Origin of the sequence: Microbacterium paraoxydans (assembly GCF_900105335.1) — a bacterium.
Taxonomy (GTDB): Bacteria; Actinomycetota; Actinomycetes; order Actinomycetales; family Microbacteriaceae; genus Microbacterium; species Microbacterium paraoxydans.
The window spans coordinates 3,367,685-3,387,421 of sequence record NZ_LT629770.1 but is presented as its reverse complement, the minus strand read 5'-3'; the positions used below and the strand labels follow the sequence as shown (position 1 = coordinate 3,387,421).

The following is a 19,737-nucleotide window of genomic DNA, read 5'->3' as shown; positions in this document are numbered from 1 at the left end:
GACAATCACCTCGCATCGTCGGACGGAGCAACCGTGGAGTCTGAAGGACAGTCATCGCTTGCTGAGATCGCGACCGAGGCCCGTCGGCTGATGGAGGAGCTCGACGATGTGCCGTGGCCACAGATGAGCGCGCTCTTTTACTCGCACGCGTATGACGAACTCCGTCTCGTCCTGGAGCGAATTCTCGACGCGCTTGAACTAGAGCGGCCAGATGCTTGATGCGGCGCTCCTTCCTGAGGAGGTTCCAAGCCTTCGACCGCAGTCAAGTGGGCGCCCGATGCTCGGTACGACCAGACGGATCGACATTGACGAGCAGCCGATGCGCTCGAGAGAGAAGGAACGCGTATGTCAGAACGAGACCCGCGAGAACTCCTCGCGGCGCTGAGCTCCGCCCTCGAGCTGAAGACCAACGTGTCGGATCGCTCCACACCAGGGGTCTACATCATGCTGACCCGATCCGGCGCGGTGTACATCGCCGACATCCACGATCCAGACGCAACCCCGACGGTAACGCGATATGCCGGCGGTGCCGCCAACGCACTTCGTGACGGGCAACCTCTCCCCGGAGTCCACGGTTTCTCATTCAACGCCTGGACCGGGCTTGGTGCGCTGATCTGGTGGAAGGATCCGACCGAGTACACCGACCCGAGCCTCCCCTACGTGGGGACCACACGCTCAACATCACGCGTGCTACTGATCGCACGACTGAAGGATGCAACGACTGTAGGACAGGAGCGAGCTGTATCAATGCTCCACCAGCTGATTCGCGCGCTGCGTGACCCCGACCTTGACTATCCAGCACTCGTCGCGCGCCCATACATCGACGAGGAATGACGAGCCGGGTGAATCGGCCTGACTTCGGTTCCGTCCTCAACGAAGGGTGGAACACGATGAATCAGAGGTAATCTCCCGAGATGCGCGAGCGCGCGCTGCGGATGCTCGACGAGGCCATGCCCGAGCCCCCCCCAACCTCACGAGCACGGTCGTCACCTTCCCATGCAACAGCCGTTTGGGAGAAGGACCACGACGAACATTCGGCTGCAGTACCCGCAACTACGTCGTCCAACTCGCGGCTTGATGGATTCCCAAGCCAACGGCGACCTCAGCAAAGGCTCGCTGCACCTTTGGTGGGGTTAGTGAGCCAACGACGGCAAACAGGGAGCTGAGCTCGTGTTGAACAGACCAATCAGCAGTCGTCGTGAGCTGACCACGACGGGTGGCATCACGCACGAACTCCTCAGCGTGAGCGCGTAGTACCGGCTCGGGAATGTCCGAATACGCGCTGTCACGCGAAAGCGGGCCAGGAGCGGCCGCGCTAACGATGAGCGACTGAGGCGCAAGTTCGCCGAGGGCGAGTCCGAGGTCACCCCACGCTGTGCGTTCTTCTGGGGACTGACCCCCGCTGACGGAGTCGATACGCGACTGCCACTCGGTCTGGATCCATCCCCAAGCGGTCGGACGTCGGTCGAGCTCTAGGTCTGAGACCTCTGCCCGAAGTGCTTCAAGGAGGCGAAGAAGATCCGGCTGGTCCGTGGGCAACGAGAGTTGCTGGAGCAGTGCAGATCGGTCGATGGCCTGAGCTGAGGAGTAGATCGACGCGGCAGCTATCAGTCTCCAATACTGCTGACCGAAGTCACGCTGTGCAGCCCCGCCGTTCGCAGCGCGCCCGCGGACAAGTACCTCCCAGAATCCTGCGTCGAGAAGTGCGTCGTCGACTCGAGGGTTGTGGAGGAAGGCACTCCACATCAGCGTTGCACGGTCACCACCGGCCGTTGGGTCAAAGAGAGGGAACACCTTCGATGTGACGAAAGCGTCGTCGGCGGCGAAAAGGAAACGGAGATCAGTAGCGAGGATAGCTAGTGCAGGCCGATGGGCCGGCCCGAAGTCATTGAGGATCGAGTCGAGACTGGCTTTCTCGTCGTCGCTGAACCCGTCCCAACTGTCGCTCATTCGCCAGCGAAGGCTGATCCGATGCATCCAGTATTGGGCGTATGCTCCCGGCCATGTGTTTAGGGCCTCAGTAAGGGGGTCGGTCCACGAGCCGGTCTCATACTGTTCTGCTTCGTCGGTCCAGATCGAGTTGATGAGTTTGTCGGTCAGGGTGAGCAAGGGCTCTGGTCTACTGCCGGTTTCGCGGTTCACCAGCGAGAGGCAGAGGCGGGCGGTCGGTCGTACGAGGTCCCCGCGAGAATAGAGCGAGTCAGTTGTCGTCGCCGCGACATCCGCCTCAGTATCGTCTAGGCTCCCGTTTTCCCAGCCCTCGAGTACGGCGGCGAGGAGGTCCTGCTGATTCATGAACGGTGTAGGAACCAGCGCATCGACGAGCGGCTTACCTAGTTCGGGATGAGATCGGACCGCTGCCGTGATAACTGTGCACGTATCCGCGATGCTCGAGCCGTCGAAGTTGCGCTCACTGAAGTCGTGGTTCATCAGGGCGCGGATTGCGGCCCCGGCGCTTTCTCTTTGAGCCAGCTCAACGAAGGCGCTCGTGTCCATCGGTGGGTTACCGCCCCAGGTGCCGGACTCCATCCAGGAATCGAAATCGGCGTGGGGACGGACGCCGATCTCTGGGCGACCGGCCCGGATGTTGCTGAGTTCCGCCTCGAGCTCCTTCCAGCCGGAAACGTACCTCGAGGTCCATTCAAGTAGGTCGAACATCACGCGTTCTCGGAGACGAGCGTTGGTTTCTTCGTCCGTGTTGAACGCGGGCGGCCCTTCGAGCACAGCGGCCAGGAACTTACCTCTGGCGATTTCGTCGAGTTCGGCCGCGGTCGAGGCGACGAGCGTGAAGACTTCGTGCTTGAGATGGCGGTCGTAGACTCCACGTCCTTGCAGAAGCTCCTCGATCTTCTGGTTCGCGGTGCGGGCGTCATCTTCCCGCAACAGGTGAACGGCGAGTCGGCGAAGTAGAGCGTGTGGGCTGGAAAGCCACCTTGGTCGAATCGATGCATCTACGCGCTGTTGTATGGAGGCTGCATCGCGAAGAGTGTCTATGAGCTCGTCCTCGATGTCGCGGTGTTCGTCCTGGGCGTGCGGTTCGATGGCTGAGCGACGAAAGGACCAACTGTCGAAGTGGTTCGCATCGAACGCGTCAAGGATCTCGTAGGCATTGGAGAGGGCTTGCTCCAGTAGCTGAACTACCTGCGCAGCGACCGGGACGAGATCCGCCCGGACACGCTCCAGTAGGCGGCCCATGTCGGACTTGTCGCCAATCCACTCGATGCCGAACTTCAATCGCGTCGACTCGTCCGTGTCTTCCTCGGAGAACCATGACCGCTCTTCGGCCAGAGTAAGGCGTGCAGCGACGGCCTCGCGCACGAATGGGAGGAGCTCTGACGACGATAGGTCCTCGTGTCCGTACGTTTGAAACCAGAACTCGCGCGTTCGGTCGGCTGTGCTCATCGCGGCTGAGACGACGAGCGCCCACTGCCGCGCGAGACGCGAGTGCTCCTTCGGCATCCTGGCGCTGCGAACGCTAAGTTCGTATCGAAGGTATGGGTTGACGAGTGGTCCATGTCGGGCGAACACTCGCATTGCGAGATCGGCTCGGTCGGGTTCCATTGCGTAGTTTTCCGAGAACCATCCGGTGAGCACTCGCGCGCTGTCGGACATTTCAATGTCAGGGTCGAACAATTGTTGGAACGATGGTTGCGTCTCCGCCCAACGTAACCACTCGGGACCGGTAGCGGACTTTGCGAACGCGCGCACGCCGGACGGGACGGTGATGGCATACGCGAGGTAGTCGGCCTCGTCGGGGATCTTCGGTGGGCCGCCCCGAACGATAGAACGGACTCGTTCGTGATGATCTAGGTGGCCCATTCGCTGGAGAGTCGCCCATGCGTCCAGGGCTTCGGGCAGAGCCTTGTGGCCGTCAGCAGACGAATAACCAATCGCTTCGATCCGAAGATCGTTCCACCGCGGGTTCTCGGGCTTGTCGGTGAGCACGAATCGACGGGTATTCGGGGGGAGGCCTCGCGCCAGGTACGTAACAACCACGTCGTTGTGGCTGTAACCGATGAACAGAACAGTTCGGTTGGTGAAGAGATCCTGCACGAATCGTCTCGCCCAACCGTCGGTGAGGTAGGCGCGACCGAAGTCTGCGTCCGTCAGGACGAGGTCGTCAGTTGGGCGGGACACGGCCCCATGAAGGTGAACCACACCGCGAAAACTACGCGCGAGAGGCACCGCCGGAGCGTTGAAAGTCTCCCCCAGGACGAGGTTCTCTGCTGCTGCTGCTGCCGTGATGTGTTCGTCGTAGTTGGTCGTGACCACGGAGGCCGAGGTCGACGCGGCTAGGCAAGCAATCCCCCGGTGAGTATCGTTCGCGGAGGATGAGGGGCGCGCGATGATGTCGCGCGCGATGTCGCGCACATAGGGGAATTCATTCGACAGTCGGCCAAGGAATGCGTCGGCCGGTTCCTTGCCATCGAAGACGACGCCGACTCTCCCGGCTACTTGCCGAGCCAACTCATTGAAGTCCGGAAGATCGGACTCCCCGCCCATCGATGCGCCGGCGCCAACAAACAGCACCAGTTCGCCCGCCCGGGCTGCAGCGAGGAGCTCTTCAGGGAGCTCGACACCTGGGGTGATCTTCATGAAACCCTCGACACCTACCTCAGAGCTATTGAGTGGGTTCCGCCGGTGACGCCAAGACGCCGTCCCAGCAAGCACCTCCACCAAACTGGTACATCTCCCGAACGGCACAGTCACCATCGCCGGTGTTCGCCTCAAGGTACACGGCGAGGTCAGCCACCGCGGGGTTGTACCCGGCGTACACGCCCGGTGCGAGTGCGACGGCCTGAGGCGTCTTGATCCAGTTTGCCAGCCGGTAGTCGAGCTGCGCGGTGTCGACGACCAACGGGTAGCCGACAACAACGGGATCGCCAGACGCGTAGTAGAGCTGTTTCGTGCGAGTCGGATCGTCGGGGAAATCGTCCATTGAGTCGAGCACGCCATCGCCGTCGGTGTCCGGAGGCGGGGTGGGTCTCGGAGTCGGTGTGAGTGCCGATGTCGGTTCTACCGACGGCGACGACTCGGAGTTCGGTGCCGAGGATGAGCATCCTGTCGCGAGCAGCGCGCAAGCGACGACGGTGGCGGCCCAAGCGCCGCGTCCCCCCAGATTCATGCGGTCAGCCTAGTCGACCGATGCGGTGCTCATGGCGTCGCTTCGACTGATAACACTGGTGTGGAGTGAGTAGCCTGGCGCCAGAGACGCACACATCTATTAACTGACTCGCCCCAGCATGTCCGGAGAGCTGGGACTGCTGCACGAATAGGTGACCACTGATCTGGCTTGCCCGAGGGCCGGCCTGGAAGGATGTTGCTGTGCCCAAGCCCTACCCGTCCGTGTTCCGTGACGACGTCGTGCGCGTCGCTCAGAACCGTGAACCCGGCGTGACCATCGAGCAGATCGCGAAAGACTTCGGGTTCATCCGATGACGTTGCAGAAGTGGTTGCGTCGCGCCGACATCGACTCAGACGCCAAGCCCGGCCAGTCGCGGACCGAGGCTGCCGAGCTGCGGGAAGCGCGCAAGCGGATCCGGCTTCTCGAGCAGAAGAACGAGGTTCTCCGGCGAGCGGCGGCGTATCTGTCGCAGGCAAACCTGCCGGGATAAGGTTCTACCCGCTCGTGACAGAGCTCGCCGAAGCAGGGATCCCTGTGACGGTGACGTGCCGGGTTCTCAAGCTCTCCCGCCAGCCCTACTACCGCTGGCTGGCGACTCCCATCACCGCCAGCGAGGTCGCGGAGGCGTATCGCGCGAACGCGCTGTTCGACGCTCACCAGGACGACCCCGAGTTCGGACACCGGCTACTCGCCGGCGAGGCCCGCGACAACGGTGAGGCGATGTCGGACCGGACCGCGTGGCGGATCGCTTCCAGCAACGGCTGGTTCAGCGCATTCGGGAAACCCAAACGGGGCAAGAACCGCCGGCCCGGGCAGCCCGTTCACGGCGACCTGTGCGCCGTCGTCGACGAGCACGGCCGCACCCGGCACGTCTTCGCCGCCGATGCGCCGAACCAGCTGTGGCTCACGGACGTCACCGAGCACAAGACCGCCGAAGGCAAGCTCTACCTCTGCGCGATCAAGGACGTGTTCAGCGGCCGGATCGTCGGGTACTCAATCGACTCGCGGATGAAGTCCCGTTTGGCCGTCCAGGCGCTCGACAACGCCGTCGCCATGCGCGGCGACGTCGCCGGCTGCCTAGTCCACTCCAACTCCGCGCCCCATCCGCTGTGCGCATCATGGTGACGAGTTTGGCTCCGCCCGACCATGATGCTGGCCCGGCTCGGGGGCTTCCAGAGCTTGCGGCCCCGTAGCCGCGGTCGTTCGCTTCTTACCGCTCGACCTCTCCGGGGACGCGCCTCATCCCGCCGAGCAGGTCGCGGCGGGGCTCGCAGCGTCGTTGGTACTCGGAGTCACGTGCGGCAGCCTGCAGACGAGCTCGACTCCTAGCCGGCTACCGTCCACCGCGACTGCCTTCTTCACCGACGAACGCGACCACTTGCTGTACTGGCGGTTGAGCTCGAAGAGAGGCAGACCACTTCAGCGCGTCGGTGGCCCGACACAACTCACGGTTCTGCCCGCTCGCGCACCGGGTCGACTCAGCCGAGTTCACGTCGAGCACGAACCGTGCTGGATATTGGCCTGCATGGCCGACGTCCGCACGTACTCGACGCCATCACAGAGCTACGTCGCGACCCCGTGTACCCTCCCTGGTGACGCTGAGGTCGACGCGCAGTATTCCCACCATCCGCACCGCGGCGGCGGCCTTCTCCTCGCCTGTTCCGATTGTCCACATCTCTCGTTCTCGATAGCCTGACGTTGAACAGAGGATTACGACGCGGTCGGTGGAGGATCGGTGAGTAAGCGGACGGTCAGAACCCTTGAATTCACAGGGGAGAACGGGTTCCGCGTACAACCCACGTACAGCAAGAGGGATCGTCCAGACGGACGGTCCCTCTTCTCGTTCCCCCGGAGGTCGCTCAGCGGGCCCGCCGCCCGACCGGTAGCCTGGATCCGTGCCTTCCCTCCTCATCGCCGGTTCGACGCGCGCCCCGCGCCGTCTGTCGTCCGCGACGCCGATGACGGAGTGGATGCGCGTGGTGCTGCACCCCGGCACCAACGGGTGGACGAGCGTCTGGGGCACCCTCTCGCACGGCGAGATCGCCGGCTGCCCGCCGCCACGGGGATAGGCCGCGCCCGGACGGGTGCGGCGACATCGCGCCACCCATCCATCTGCCGTGAGGTATCCCTGTGTCTTCTTCGTCGTCCCCTGCCCGTTTCCGTCTCGCGCCGCATGAGCTCTGGCGCGGCATCCGCTCCACCGCCCGCAGCGACGTGCTCGGCGGCGGTCTCCTTCTGACCGCCACGCTCGCTGCCCTGATCCTCGCCAACTCCCCCGCCGCCCCCTGGTACGAGGCCATCAGGGACTTCCGCTTCGGGATCCCGGAGTGGCACCTCGAGCTCAGTGTCGGCGCCTGGGCCGCCGACGGTCTGCTCGCGGTGTTCTTCTTCGTCGTCGGACTGGAGCTGAAGGAGGAGTTCGTCGCCGGACGCCTCCGCGACCCGCGCCGTGCCGCGCTTCCGATCGCCGCCGCGGTGGGCGGCGTCATCGTCCCCGCCCTCTTCTTCGTCGCGATCAACGCCTCGTCGGGCGCCGAGGTCCTCCGCGGATGGGCGATCCCGACAGCCACGGACATCGCGTTCGCGATCGCGGTGCTCGCCGTCGTCGGCCGCTTCCTGCCGCCCGCCCTGCGGGTGTTCCTGCTCACGCTCGCGATCATCGACGACCTCATCGCCATCACGATCATCGCCACGTTCTACACCGAGACCATCAGCTTCCCCTGGCTGATCCTCGCGCTCTTGCCCCTCGCGGGCTTCGCACTCGCTGTGCAGAACGGCATCCGGTCCTGGTGGATCCTGCTTCCCCTCGCCCTGGCCGTCTGGGCGTTCGTGCATGCGTCCGGGGTGCACGCCACGGTCGCCGGCGTGCTGCTCGGCTTCATGGTCCCCGTGCGTCCGACGGCACGCGCGCGGGTGCGCACCGCGACGGACGCCGACGGCGCTCCGGTGTACGACGGTCTCGCCGCGCACTTCGCCGACCGCTGGGGCATCGTGGCGACCCTCGTCGCCGTGCCGGTGTTCGCGTTCTTCGCGGCCGGGGTCGAGATCGGCGGTGTGGAGGGTCTCGTCTCGGCCCTGACCGACCCGATCACGCTCGGGATCATCGTGGGCCTCGTGCTCGGGAAGCCCGTCGGCATCCTGCTCACGACCTTCCTGTTGAGTCGCGTACCGGCCCTGCGCCTCGATGAGTCGCTGCGCTGGCCGGATCTCGCGGGCATGTCCCTGCTCGCGGGCATCGGGTTCACGGTCTCGCTGCTGGTGGGCGAGCTCGCGTACGGCAGCAGCAGCGTCGCGGACGATCACGTGAAGATCGGCGTGCTCGTCGGCTCGCTCCTCGCCGCGGTCCTCGGTGGCCTCTGGCTTGCAGCCCGCAGCCGCCGGGCACGCGCGGAGATCGGGTCCCCGCCCAGGGCCTGACTTCGGCCCGCTACGCTCCCCGGCGCCATCCGTCAATGCCCTGAGTCATCCTCGAGGCGGCGCCTAGCGTCGGTCACTCCACGTAGCGAAGGAGCATCCGATGAAGGCGATGACCTACCGCGGACCGTACAAGATCCGCGTCGAGGAGAAACCTGATCCGACGATCCAACACCCCAACGACGCGATCGTCCGGGTCACGAGAGCCGCCGTGTGCGGGTCGGATCTCCACCTCTTCCACGGCATGATGCCCGATACCCGCATCGGGCACACCTTCGGTCACGAGATCGTCGGGGTGGTGGAGGAGGTCGGCGCCTCGGTGGAGAGCCTGCGGGCGGGAGACCGGGTGATGGTGCCGTTCAACATCTACTGCGGCTCGTGCTACTTCTGCCGCCGAGGCCTCTTCTCGAACTGCCACAACGTGAACCCCAACGCGACCGCGGTCGGGGGGATCTACGGCTACTCGCACACGACAGGCGGGTACGACGGCGGGCAGGCGGAGCGCGTGCGTGTGCCGTTCGCGGATGTCGGCCCGTCGGTGATCCCGGAGTGGCTCGCCTCCGAAGACGCGCTGCTGCTCACCGACGCGTTCTCCACCGGCTACTTCGGCGCGCAGCAGGCCGACATCGCCGAAGGGGACACGGTGGTCGTGTTCGGCGCCGGTCCCGTCGGCCTGGCCGCCGCCCGCTCGGCCTGGTTCCTCGGCGCAGGACGGGTCATCGTCGTCGACCACCTCGACTACCGGCTCGAGAAGGCGCGGGACTTCGCCTTCGCCGAGACGATGCACCTCCACGAAGCCGGTGACATCGTGCTCGCCCTGAAGAAGGCGACCGGCTACCTCGGCGCGGACGTGGTGATCGACGCGGTCGGCGCGGAGGCGGACGGCAGCGTCGTCCAGCATGTGACCGCCGCGAAGCTCAAGCTGCAGGGCGGTTCCCCCGTCGCGGTGAACTGGGCCATCGACAGCGCGCGCAAGGGCGGCACCGTGTCCATCCTCGGCGCGTACGGTCCTCTGGTGACCTCGGTGCGCCTCGGCGACATCATGAACAAGGGACTCACGGTGCGCGGCAACCAGGCTCCCGTGAAGAGGCAGTGGCCTCGACTGCTCGAACACATCCAGGCGGGGCACATCCGTCCCTCCGAGCTGCTGACGCATCGCTTCCCGCTGGAGCACATCGCGGAGGCCTACCACGTGTTCTCGTCCAAGCTCGACGACTGCATCAAGCCGCTCATCGTCGTCGGAGAGGAATGACCATGCCGTACGAAGGATCTCGACCCATCCCCGCACCGACCCCCGAGGAGCTGCGTGCCCGGATCCCGGGCTGGGGCGCCGACCTCGCCCCCGAGCACCGCCGCACCTGGCAGCAGCTGGAGGATGTCGGCGACACCGGCGCGCATTGGGACCTCCCCGAGCGTCAGGGCCCCGACCGCGGCCGCGAGCGCTCCATCGAGCACGGGATGCTGCCGCCCGTCTGGGGCACCGCCCAGCCGCTGCACGGCCTGTCCGGCGCCATCCGGCGCGTGGCCTACGACCGGTTCAGCGAGACGAAGAACACCCGCTGGCTGCTGCTCGTGCTGGGCGACCGGGTCGATGCGGTGACGGCGCACGCGCGCTCCCTGCTCACCCGGCGACCGGACGACCCCATCACGCAGACCGGTGTCCTCGCGGAACCGCAGCATCGTCCGCTCGCGTCGCGGTTCGGACGGGGACGGATCGATCTCCGGCACACGTGGCTCGACCCGATCATCGTCGTGGGACCCTGGGTGCTGACGGTGGTCCTGAGCGTCCGCGCTCTCCGCCGTCTCGGCCGTCGGCACTGAGCCGGGACCGAGACGGCGGCGTGGTGGCGCTCAGCGCTGCAGGATGCCCGCGGTGACGACCTCCGGACGGAGATCGAGCCGCCGGAGCAGCTGCGCGTTGAGCGCCACCACGATCGTCGACAGCGACATGAGCACCGCGCCGACCGACATCGGCAGCACGAAGCCGATCGGAGCGAGCACACCCGCGGCCAGCGGGACGGAAAGCAGGTTGTACCCTGCCGCCCACCAGAGGTTCTGCGTCATCTTGCGATACGAGGCGCGGGAGAGCTCGATCACCGACAACACGGAGCGCGGGTCGTCTCCGGCGAGGATCACCCCGGCGGAGGCGATGGCCACGTCCGTTCCGGCGCCGATCGCCAGGCCCACGTCGGCCTGAGCGAGCGCGGGGGCGTCGTTCACGCCGTCGCCCACCATCGCGACCCTGCGGCCCTCATGCTGCAGCTCCTGCACCTTCGCGGCCTTGTCCTCCGGCCGGACGCCCGCGAACACACGGTCGATGCCGAGGTCGGCCGCGACGGTGTGCGCGACGGCTTCCGCGTCGCCGGTGATCATCACGACCTGGACGCCGAGCGCGTGCAGCGCATCGACCGCATCCCGCGACTCCGGACGCACCTCGTCCGCGAGCTTGAGCGCCCCGATGACGCGGCCGTCCCGCAACACGTGCAGGATGATCGCGCCGTCCGCACGCCACCCTTCCGCGACGGGGAGCTCGTGGGCATCCTCCTCCGTGAGCAGGTGCGGGCCGCCGACGCGGATCACGGCGCCGTCCACCGTCGCGGTCACCCCCACCGCCGGCGAGGACGAGAAGTCGCGGCTCGCCGGCACGCGGAGCTCCTTGTCGCGAGCGGCCCGGACGATGGCCTTCGCCAGCGGATGCTCGCTGTCGGCCTCGGCGGCCGCGGCGAGCGCCAGCACCTCCTCCGCGGTCTCCGCACCGGCCACCGACACCTCGGAGACGACGGGCTCGCCCTTGGTCAGCGTGCCGGTCTTGTCGAACAGCACGGTGTCGACGGTGCGCATGCTCTCCAGGGCCAGCCGGTCCTTCACGAGCACGCCGCCACGGGCCGCGCGCTCGGTCGCGATCGACACGACGAGCGGGATGGCCAGGCCCAGCGCGTGCGGGCAGGCGATCACGAGCACGGTGATCGTGCGGATGACGGCGTCGTCCGGCAGGCCGACCGCGCTCCACACCACCGCGGTGATCGCGGCAGCACCGAGCGCGAACCAGAACAGCCAGCCGGCGGCCGTATCGGCCAGACGCTGTGCGCGGGACGAGGAGTTCTGCGCTTCCGTCACGAGCCGCTGGATGCCCGCGAGCGTCGTGTCGTCTCCGGTCGCGGTGATCTCCACGCGGAGGCCGGAGTCGGTGGCGACGGTCCCCGCGGTCACCGCGTCGCCGGTCGTCCGTGTGACGGTGCGGGACTCCCCCGTCACCATGGACTCGTCCATCGAGGCGCGGCCGTCGACGATCCGCCCGTCGGCAGGGATGCTCCCGCCGGGGCGCACCACCACGACATCGCCCACGCGGAGGTCCGACGGGGCCACCCGCACGACCTGATCGCCCTCGACGCGCTCGGCCTCGTCCGGCAGCAGCGCGGCCAGCGAGTCGAGGGCGGAGGTGGTCTGCGCCAGCGACCGCATCTCGATCCAGTGCCCGAGCAGCATGATCACGATGAGGAGAGCGAGCTCCCACCAGAAGTCGAGCTCATGATGCAGCAGCCCGAGACTCGCTCCCCACGACGCGACGAACGCCACGGTGATCGCGAGCCCGATGAGCAGCATCATGCCGGGCTGCCGGGCACGGATCTCGCTGACGGCGCCGGTGAGGAACGGCTTTCCTCCCCACACGTACATGACCGTGCCGAGGACCGGCGACACCCAGGCCAGACCCGGGATGTCGGGAAGCGGGTAGCCCACGATCATCGCGAACATGCCCGAGAGCAGCACGGTCGGCACGGCCAGGACGAGCATGATCCAGAACAGCCGCCGGAACTGGGCGACGTGGTCGCCGTGACCGCCGTGTCCCGCGTGGCCGCCGTGCCCGGCGTGCGCACTGTGTCCCGCGTGGTCCGTGTGGTCTCCGGGCGCGGCGTGCTCCGCGTGTCCGGTGTGATCCGCGTGCGTCCCGGTCCCCGCTCCCCCGGGGTGACCGTGCGCGGAATGGTCGTGATGCGAGGTGCTCATGTCTTCCCTCCAACGTCGATGATGCCGTGCGGGGCCGGATCTCGCGGCCCCGCACGGGTGGGGGCTCAGGCCGCCCTGGTGTACTTCGCGGGATCAGCGTCGAACGCCGGCCCGCAGCCCGCGCAGCAGAAGTAGTAGCGGGTGCCCTCGTGGTCGCGATACAGGCCCGCTGCCTCGGCGGTCGCGATCACCACGGGCGTTCCGGCCATCACCGGGCATTCGGCCATGCCCTCGGCCGGCACGGCGAGCAGGTCGGTGCGCCCTTCGGCGGAGACGCCGCTCTGGCGCGGGACGCTGCAGCAGGATCCTGCGGGGGAATCGGACATGTCGGTACTCCTCTGTCGTTCGTTCACGGGGTGTCCACCGCCCTGCTGCGGAAGGACCGCAGGCGGAGGCTGTTGCCGACGACGAAGACGCTGGAGAACGCCATCGCCGCACCGGCGAGCATGGGGTTGAGCAGACCGAGCGCCGCGAGCGGGATGGCTGCGACGTTGTAGGCGAACGCCCAGAACAGGTTGCCCTTGATCGTGCCGAGCGTGCGGCGGGACAGGCGGATCGCGTCGGCCGCGCTGCGGAGGTCGCCGCGGACGAGCGTGATGTCGCTGGCCTCGATCGCCGCGTCGGTCCCGGTCCCCATCGCCAGCCCGAGGTCCGCCTGGGCGAGGGCCGCGGCGTCGTTCACGCCGTCTCCCACCATCGCGACGACCTTTCCTTCGCCCTGGAGCCGGCGCACCACGTCGACCTTGTCCTGGGGCAGCACCTCGGCGATCACCTCGGTGATCCCCACCTCGCGGGCGATCTGCCCGGCCACCGCACGGTTGTCTCCCGTGAGCAGGACAGGCGTCAGTCCCAGCGCCCGGAGCTGCGCCACCGCCTCCGCGCTCGTGGACTTGACCGTGTCGGCGACGACGAGCACCCCGCGGGCACGACCGTCCCAGCCCACCGCGATCGCAGTCTTGCCCTGGGCCTCCGCCTCGGCCTTGACCGCAGCCAGCCCCGCGGACAGGTGCTGCGACCAGTCGGCGAGCAACGAGGCGCGTCCCACGACGACGGCGTGGCCGTCGACGATGCCCTGGACGCCCCTGCCCTCGACGTTCGCGAACTCCTCGACGCTCGGCAGGGCGCCGAGCTCCCGGGTGGCCGCGGCCGCCACTGCCTGCGCGATGGGGTGCTCGGAAGCGTCCTCGAGGGCACCGGCGAGCCGCAGCAGCTCCTCGCGCTGCACGCCGTCGTCGGTGTGCACCGCCGTCAGCGTCATGCGACCGGAGGTGACGGTGCCCGTCTTGTCGAGCACGACCGTGTCGACCTTCCGGGTCGACTCCAGCACCTCGGGCCCCTTGATGAGGATGCCCATCTGGGCACCGCGACCGGTGCCGACGAGGAGGGCGGTCGGCGTGGCCAGGCCCAGTGCGCAGGGGCACGCGATGATGAGCACCGCGACCGCGGCGGTGAAGGCGGCGGACGCCGGGAACCCGGCTGCCAGCCACACTCCCAGCGTGCCGAGGGCGATCACGATCACGATCGGCACGAAGATTCCGGAGATGCGGTCCGCGAGGCGCTGCACCTCGGCCTTCCCGGTCTGCGCCTCCTCCACGAGCCGCGCCATCTGGGCGAGCTGGGTGTCTGCGCCGATGCGGGTCGCACGCACCACCAGGCGTCCTCCGGCGTTCACCGTGGCGCCGGTGACGGCATCGCCGGGACCGACCTCCACGGGCACCGACTCGCCGGTCAGCATCGAGGCATCGACCGCGGACGTGCCGCTGACCACCACGCCGTCGGTGGCGATCTTCTCCCCCGGGCGCACGACGAACTCGTCCCCGACCCGGAGCTCGCTCGTCGGGATCCGGGTCTCGACGCCCTGCCGGAGTACCGCGACCTCCTTCGCTCCGAGCTCCAGCAGCGCCCGGAGCGCCGCACCGGCCTGCCGCTTGGAACGCTTCTCGAAGTAGCGCCCGGCGAGGATGAACGTGGTCACCCCCGCCCCGACCTCGAGGTAGATGTTCCCGGCACCGTCACTGGGTGCGACGGTGAACTCGAAGGGGTGCGTCATGCCGGGCATTCCGGCGGTACCGAAGAACAGCGCGTACAACGACCACAGCAGAGCGGCGATCGTGCCCATCGAGATGAGCGTGTCCATCGTGGCCGCACCGTGCCGGAGGTTGATCCACGCCGCCTTGTGGAACGGCCACGCCGCCCACACGATCACGGGACCCGCGAGCGCGAGCGACAGCCACTGCCAGTACGTGAACTGGAGCGCCGGGATCATCGCCATCGCGATGACCGGGACGGTGAGCACGACGGACGCGATCAGCCGGTGACGCAACGCCGTGAGCTCCGGATCCGGCTCCTCGCCGTCGGACTCCGCACCCGCGGGAGCGGGAGGCACGGGGACGACGGCGGTGTATCCGGTCTTCTCGACCTCGGCGATGAGCAGGGCGGTGTCGATGCCCGCGGGCACCGTGACGCTCGCCTTCTCGGTCGCGTAGTTCACGGTGGCGGTGACGCCGTCGAGACGATTGAGCTTCTTCTCGATCCGCATCGCGCACGACGCGCAGGTCATGCCGCCGATCTCCAGCTCCACGCTGGTCGCGGGCGGGGTGTCCATCAGGACCGGACCGCCTGGTAGCCCGCCTCGTCCACGGCGGCCAGCACGGCCGCGTCGTCGACGGGGGCGGAGCTGCGCACCACGAGCTTCCCGCTCTGTGCGCTCACATCGATACCCTCGATACCGGGGATGCGCGACACCTCGCCGCGGATCGCCATCTCGCAGTGGCCGCACGTCATTCCGGTGACCTGGTACTCGCTCGTGCTCATCATGCTTCCTTTCCTCGGGATACCCCCCTGGGGTACTCCTTCGGCACAACCCTATACCCTGCGAGGGTATTCCCGCACGCCCGGTCGCAGCGGGACTCGTCCGCTCCGGGTGAGGGACGCTCGGCATCCGACGCCACGCCTGGGAGGATCGTGGTCATGGACTCCTCACCTCTGTCTTCCTGGCGCGACACCGGCACGCGGCGCACGATCGAGGCGTTCGTCGCCGCCGTGACGGAGGGCCCCGACCCCGTCCCCGTCGACGAACGCATCGCCGTGTTCGACAACGACGGCACTCTCTGGTCGGAGAAGCCCATGCCCACCCAGCTGCACTACGTCGTCGAGCGCTGGCGCGAGGAGGCGACCCGTGACCCCTCCCTGGCCGACCGGCAGCCCTACCGCGCCGCGGTCACCGGTGACCTCGCCTGGCTCGGCACCGCGATCGACAAGCACTACGCCGGCGACGACTCCGACCTCGGCGTCATCATCCACGCGCTCCTGGGGCTGACCGACGGGGTGAGCGTGGAGGACTACGCCCGTTCGGTCACGGAGTTCTACCGCACCGCGCAGCACCCGCTCCTCGGTCGCTCTTACGCCGAATCGGTGTACCGCCCGATGGTCGAGCTGCTGCGGTATCTCGAGAGCCACGGCTTCACCTGCTACATCGTGTCGGGCGGCGAGCGCGACTTCATGCGACCGATGACCCAGGCGAACTACGGCATCCCTCCCGAGCGCGTGATCGGCTCGGCGCTCGGACTCGCCTACGACGAGAAGGATGCCAGCGTCCGCTACTCCTCCGCCCTCGCCTTCTTCGACGACGGGCCGGAGAAGCCGGTGCGGATCTGGAGTCGGATCGGCCGGCGCCCGCTCCTGGCGGCCGGCAACTCGAACGGCGACATGCCGATGCTCGACTTCGCGCACGGCGGCCCTCGGCCCGGACTCGCACTGCTGATCCATCACGACGACGCCGACCGCGACGACACGCCCTACGACACGGGAGCGGAGCAGGCCCTCCACGCAGCCGCCGACCGCGGGTACACCGTGGTGAGCGTCCGCGACGACTGGGCGTCCCTGTTCCCCGACCCCGTCTGAGTCGGGGAACTCCGGGCGGTCAGAGGGCGCAGCGGAAGCCGATGTGGGTCATGGCGGTGTCCTCCGCCTGCGCCGATCGCGCCGCGGGGCGGTAGCGGAGGCAGTACTCCGGAGCGCACAGGTGCGATCCCCCCTTGAGAACGCGGCGCGGGATGGGCGACCCGGGTTCGGAGGACAGCAGGCTCGCTCGATGCCCCGCCTCCACGCCCACGGCTCCCGGCGGCACGTGCCGGTGCGTCCAGTAGTCCGCCGTCCACTCCCACACGTTGCCGATCATGTCGTGCAGGCCGTAGCCGTTGACGGGGAACGAGGCCACCGGAGCGGTGCCGATCCACCCGTCGGCACCGTCGTTCCGGTACGGGAAGGCGCCCTGCCACGTGTCCGCCATGAGGGTGCCGCCCGGCTTTGTCTCCTCCCCCCAGGCGAAGCGGGCGCCGACGAGGCCACCGCGCGCCGCCCATTCCCACTCCGCCTCGGTGGGAAGGCGCCGGCCCGCCCACGAAGCGTAGGCGACGGCATCGGGGTACGCGACCTGCACGACCGGATGATCGAGGCGGTCGTCGATCGACGAGGCCGGTCCGAACGGCTGGCGCCACGACGCACCGGGCTCCCACCGCCACCACTGCCGCCAGTCGCGCAGGTCGACGGGGCCTCGGGTCGGCGTGAACACCATGGCGCCGGGGACGAGGTCGTCCGGATGCACGCCGGGGTAGTCGGCGGGGTCCATCGGCCGCTCGGCGATCGTGATGTAGCCGGTGTCCTCGACGAACGCGGCGTACTGGCGGTTCGTCACGGGGTGCTGATCGAGCGCGAACGCTTTCACACGCCGTTCGTGGACGGGGCCTTCCTCCGGGTAGAACTCGTCCGACCCCATGAGGAGCGTTCCGCCGGGGACCTCGATCATCGCCGTCATGCCCTCATGCTAGGCCGCCACCCCCTGCGTTCGGTCACTCGCGCGACAGCATCGCGGCCGCCTCAAGCTCCATATCGAGATACTGCTCCGTGCTCACGTCCACCGCCACGCCCAGGAGCTTGCCGCCGGTGAACGGGAACGGATTGCGGTACTGCGCGCTGACCGGGTCGGCGCTGTCCCACCCGACGCAGAGTCCGTCGCCGCAGAGCGTGAACTTCCCGACCTGCGCCCGCATCGGACCGGACGCCACCGCACGATCATCGACGTACAGCGTGGTCGTGCCTACGGACTCGCCGTGCTCCCCCGCTCCCTCGCGCACGAACTCCACACCAAGAGTGTGCGGGCCGGGAGTGAGCTCCTCCGAGGTGAACGACTGCTCCGGCGGGATGCCGAGGAAGTTGTACACGTAGACCAGTCTGTTGTCCTTGAGGAACAGCGAATGCCCGCCGAAGCGGGAACCGTGCGCGAAGATCACACCCTCGGCGCCCTCGTCGAGGACGGCATCGGCGATGATCTTGTAGGAGCGCCCTCGGACGTTCACCGCGACGCTCTCCGGCACCGCCGCGGTGCCGGGGAAGTACACATACCGTCCCCGCGGCGGCTCCGCCTGCGGACGCTCGACGTTCAGCAGGTCACGGGCCGAGCGGTCGTCGAGCGGAAGGGCGAAGTTCGCCTCCGCCTCTGTGAACCACGCAGCGATGAGCTCCTGCAGCTTCTCCGGGTGCGTCCCGGCGAGGTCGTTCGACTCGGAGCGGTCCTCGTCCACGTGGTACAGCTCCCACACGTCGTCGTCGAAGTGGCCCTTGCCGCTCAGCGGCGCGTGCACGGCCGCGGCTTTCCAGCCATCCTTCCAGATGCCCCTGGTGCCGAGCATCGAGTAGTACTGCACGCTCTTCTGCGTCGGTCCGTCCGGCGCCGCGTCGAAGGACGACTTCATCGAGACGCCGTCGAGCGGTCGCTGCGGCACCCCGCGGTACGTCTCCGGCATCGCGATGCCGATCACGTCGAGCACCGTCGCCACGACGTCCACCGAGTGGTGGTACTGGTGGCGCAGCTCGCCCTTCGCCGCGATCCCCTTCGGCCAGTGGACGACCATCGGGTCGCAGGTGCCCCCGGAGTACTGGGAGTAGCGCTTGAACATCTGGAACGGCGTGGAGAACGCGGCCGCCCACCCGGTCGGATAGTGGTTGTAGGTGTCGGCCGAGCCGAGCGTGTCGATCATCGCGAGGTTCTCGGCAAGATCGTCGGGGTACCCGTTGAAGAACTTGTTCTCGTTCACGGAGCCGTCCGGCGATCCCTCCCCCGAAGCGCCGTTGTCGGCGCAGTAGAAGATGATCGTGTTGTCCAGCTGGCCTGTCTCCTCCAGATAGTCCACGATCCGACCGACCTGCGCATCGGTGTACTCGGAGAAGCCGGCGAAGACCTCGGCCATCCGCGCGAACAGCCTCCGTTCGTCGTCGTTCAGCTCCGCCCACGGGCGCACGTAGTCGGCCGGGTTCGCCGCCTCGTCCGGCAACGGGTTGAACGGCGTCATCTGCGTGCCCTCCGGCAGCACGCCCTTCTCGATCATGCGGGCGAGCACCCACTCGCGATACGCGTCGTAACCGTCGTCGAACGCCCCCTTGTACTTGTCGATGTACTCCTGCGGCGCGTGGTGCGGGGCGTGGTTCGCGCCCGGGCAGAACCACATGTACCACGGCTTCGAGGGGTTCGAGGCCTGCTGGTTCCGGATCATCGCAAGTGCCTGGTCGGCGAGGTCCTTCGACAGGTGGTATCCCTCCTCCGGGCTGTACGGCTGCTCGATGAAGTGGTTGTCCTCCACGAGGTCGGGGTACCAGTTGTTGGTCTCACCCCCGAGGAAACCGTAGAAGCGGTCGAACCCGAGCTGCAGCGGCCACATCGAGCGGCTGCCCCCCGGCGCGATGTCCTCCTCCGGGACGTTGTGGTCTTTGCCGAGCCAGAACGTGCTGTACCCGTTCTCCTGCAGCACCTGCCCGATCGTGGCGCACTCCGCGGGGAGCCGCCCCGCGAAGCCGGGGAAGCCGTTCGTGCCCTCCATGATGACGCCGGCGCGGTTGACGTGGTGGTTGCGCCCCGTGAGCATGGTGGACCGCGTCGGGGAGCACAGCGACGTGGTGTGCCACTGCGTGTAGGTGAGACCCCCGGCGGCCAGACGATCCATCGTCGGCATCGCGATGCGGCCGCCGTACGGCGACCAGGAGGCGAGCCCGGTGTCGTCGTACAGCACCACGAGGACGTTCGGCGCGCCGTCCGGTGCCTTCCGCAGCTCGTACGGCGACCAGTCGGGACGGGAGTCGCGGACGTCCAGCGTGATCTCGCCCGAGAAGTCTGCGTTGAATTCCGACATCGTCTCTCC

Annotated in this window: 17 protein-coding genes; 9 read left to right on the top strand and 8 right to left on the bottom strand. The window is 67.7% G+C overall.

Going from position 1 to position 19,737, the window contains the following annotated elements:
- Positions 1 to 33: 33 nt before the first annotated feature.
- A complete protein-coding gene (locus BLU02_RS16425) occupies positions 34 to 219 on the top strand; it encodes a hypothetical protein (RefSeq protein WP_060921612.1) in 186 nt (61 codons plus the stop codon).
- Between the two features lie 126 nt (positions 220 to 345).
- Positions 346 to 834 (top strand): hypothetical protein, encoded by a 489-nt coding sequence (locus BLU02_RS17500; protein WP_157547072.1) that lies wholly within the window; start codon positions 346 to 348, stop codon positions 832 to 834.
- Positions 835 to 1,053: 219 nt separating this feature from the next.
- Here the strand turns inward: BLU02_RS17500 and BLU02_RS16420 are convergent, their stop codons facing one another.
- The gene (locus BLU02_RS16420) at positions 1,054 to 4,596 is read right to left on the bottom strand and encodes an SIR2 family protein (RefSeq protein WP_060921613.1); all 3,543 of its coding nucleotides are present in this window, start codon (positions 4,594 to 4,596) and stop codon (positions 1,054 to 1,056) included.
- A 25-nt stretch (positions 4,597 to 4,621) separates the two neighbouring features.
- Positions 4,622 to 5,125, bottom strand: a complete 504-nt coding sequence (locus BLU02_RS17645) for a hypothetical protein (protein WP_167627862.1) — start codon at positions 5,123 to 5,125, stop codon at positions 4,622 to 4,624.
- A 310-nt stretch (positions 5,126 to 5,435) separates the two neighbouring features.
- On the opposite strand from BLU02_RS17645, the gene BLU02_RS17695 reads away from it, so the two are divergent.
- The 6 genes from BLU02_RS17695 to BLU02_RS16395 all read left to right on the top strand — a co-directional run bounded on the left by BLU02_RS17695 (position 5,436) and on the right by BLU02_RS16395 (position 10,360).
- On the top strand, positions 5,436 to 5,615 hold the full coding sequence (locus BLU02_RS17695; protein WP_174521420.1) for a hypothetical protein: 180 nt from the start codon (positions 5,436 to 5,438) through the stop codon (positions 5,613 to 5,615).
- A 14-nt stretch (positions 5,616 to 5,629) separates the two neighbouring features.
- Positions 5,630 to 6,250 carry a DDE-type integrase/transposase/recombinase gene (locus tag BLU02_RS16410; RefSeq protein ID WP_157547071.1) on the top strand — a complete coding sequence of 207 codons (621 nt, stop codon included), beginning with the start codon at positions 5,630 to 5,632 and terminating at the stop codon, positions 6,248 to 6,250.
- Positions 6,251 to 7,020: 770 nt separating this feature from the next.
- Positions 7,021 to 7,194 carry a hypothetical protein gene (locus BLU02_RS17640; protein WP_167627861.1) on the top strand — a complete coding sequence of 58 codons (174 nt, stop codon included), beginning with the start codon at positions 7,021 to 7,023 and terminating at the stop codon, positions 7,192 to 7,194.
- A 61-nt stretch (positions 7,195 to 7,255) separates the two neighbouring features.
- The gene (nhaA, locus tag BLU02_RS16405) at positions 7,256 to 8,542 is read left to right on the top strand and encodes a Na+/H+ antiporter NhaA (RefSeq protein ID WP_060921615.1); all 1,287 of its coding nucleotides are present in this window, start codon (positions 7,256 to 7,258) and stop codon (positions 8,540 to 8,542) included.
- 100 nt (positions 8,543 to 8,642) lie between these two features.
- Complete coding sequence (locus BLU02_RS16400; protein ID WP_060921616.1) at positions 8,643 to 9,791, top strand: zinc-dependent alcohol dehydrogenase; 1,149 nt, start codon at positions 8,643 to 8,645, stop codon at positions 9,789 to 9,791.
- A gap of 2 nt (positions 9,792 to 9,793) precedes the next feature.
- Positions 9,794 to 10,360 (top strand): hypothetical protein, encoded by a 567-nt coding sequence (locus BLU02_RS16395; RefSeq protein WP_060921617.1) that lies wholly within the window; start codon positions 9,794 to 9,796, stop codon positions 10,358 to 10,360.
- 30 nt (positions 10,361 to 10,390) lie between these two features.
- On the opposite strand, the gene BLU02_RS16390 is transcribed toward BLU02_RS16395, so the two are convergent.
- The 4 genes from BLU02_RS16390 to BLU02_RS16375 all read right to left on the bottom strand — a co-directional run bounded on the left by BLU02_RS16390 (position 10,391) and on the right by BLU02_RS16375 (position 15,358).
- Positions 10,391 to 12,544, bottom strand: coding sequence for a heavy metal translocating P-type ATPase (locus BLU02_RS16390; RefSeq protein WP_060921618.1), 2,154 nt, complete (start codon positions 12,542 to 12,544; stop codon positions 10,391 to 10,393).
- Between the two features lie 65 nt (positions 12,545 to 12,609).
- Positions 12,610 to 12,870, bottom strand: coding sequence for a YHS domain-containing protein (locus tag BLU02_RS16385; RefSeq protein WP_025103119.1), 261 nt, complete (start codon positions 12,868 to 12,870; stop codon positions 12,610 to 12,612).
- 23 nt (positions 12,871 to 12,893) lie between these two features.
- A complete protein-coding gene (locus BLU02_RS16380; protein ID WP_060921619.1) occupies positions 12,894 to 15,149 on the bottom strand; it encodes a heavy metal translocating P-type ATPase in 2,256 nt (751 codons plus the stop codon).
- Positions 15,149 to 15,358, bottom strand: coding sequence for a heavy-metal-associated domain-containing protein (locus BLU02_RS16375; protein ID WP_060921631.1), 210 nt, complete (start codon positions 15,356 to 15,358; stop codon positions 15,149 to 15,151). Before BLU02_RS16375 ends, BLU02_RS16380 begins: the two co-directional genes overlap by 1 nt.
- Positions 15,359 to 15,514: 156 nt before the next feature.
- On the opposite strand from BLU02_RS16375, the gene BLU02_RS16370 reads away from it, so the two are divergent.
- Positions 15,515 to 16,447 carry an HAD family hydrolase gene (locus tag BLU02_RS16370; protein WP_060921620.1) on the top strand — a complete coding sequence of 311 codons (933 nt, stop codon included), beginning with the start codon at positions 15,515 to 15,517 and terminating at the stop codon, positions 16,445 to 16,447.
- A 19-nt stretch (positions 16,448 to 16,466) separates the two neighbouring features.
- On the opposite strand, the gene BLU02_RS16365 is transcribed toward BLU02_RS16370, so the two are convergent.
- Both BLU02_RS16365 and BLU02_RS16360 read right to left on the bottom strand, forming a co-directional pair.
- Entirely contained in the window at positions 16,467 to 17,351 is an 885-nt protein-coding gene (locus tag BLU02_RS16365) for a formylglycine-generating enzyme family protein (protein WP_370670651.1), read from the bottom strand.
- Positions 17,352 to 17,394: 43 nt separating this feature from the next.
- Complete coding sequence (locus BLU02_RS16360) at positions 17,395 to 19,728, bottom strand: arylsulfatase (protein ID WP_060921622.1); 2,334 nt, start codon at positions 19,726 to 19,728, stop codon at positions 17,395 to 17,397.
- Positions 19,729 to 19,737 lie beyond the last annotated feature (9 nt).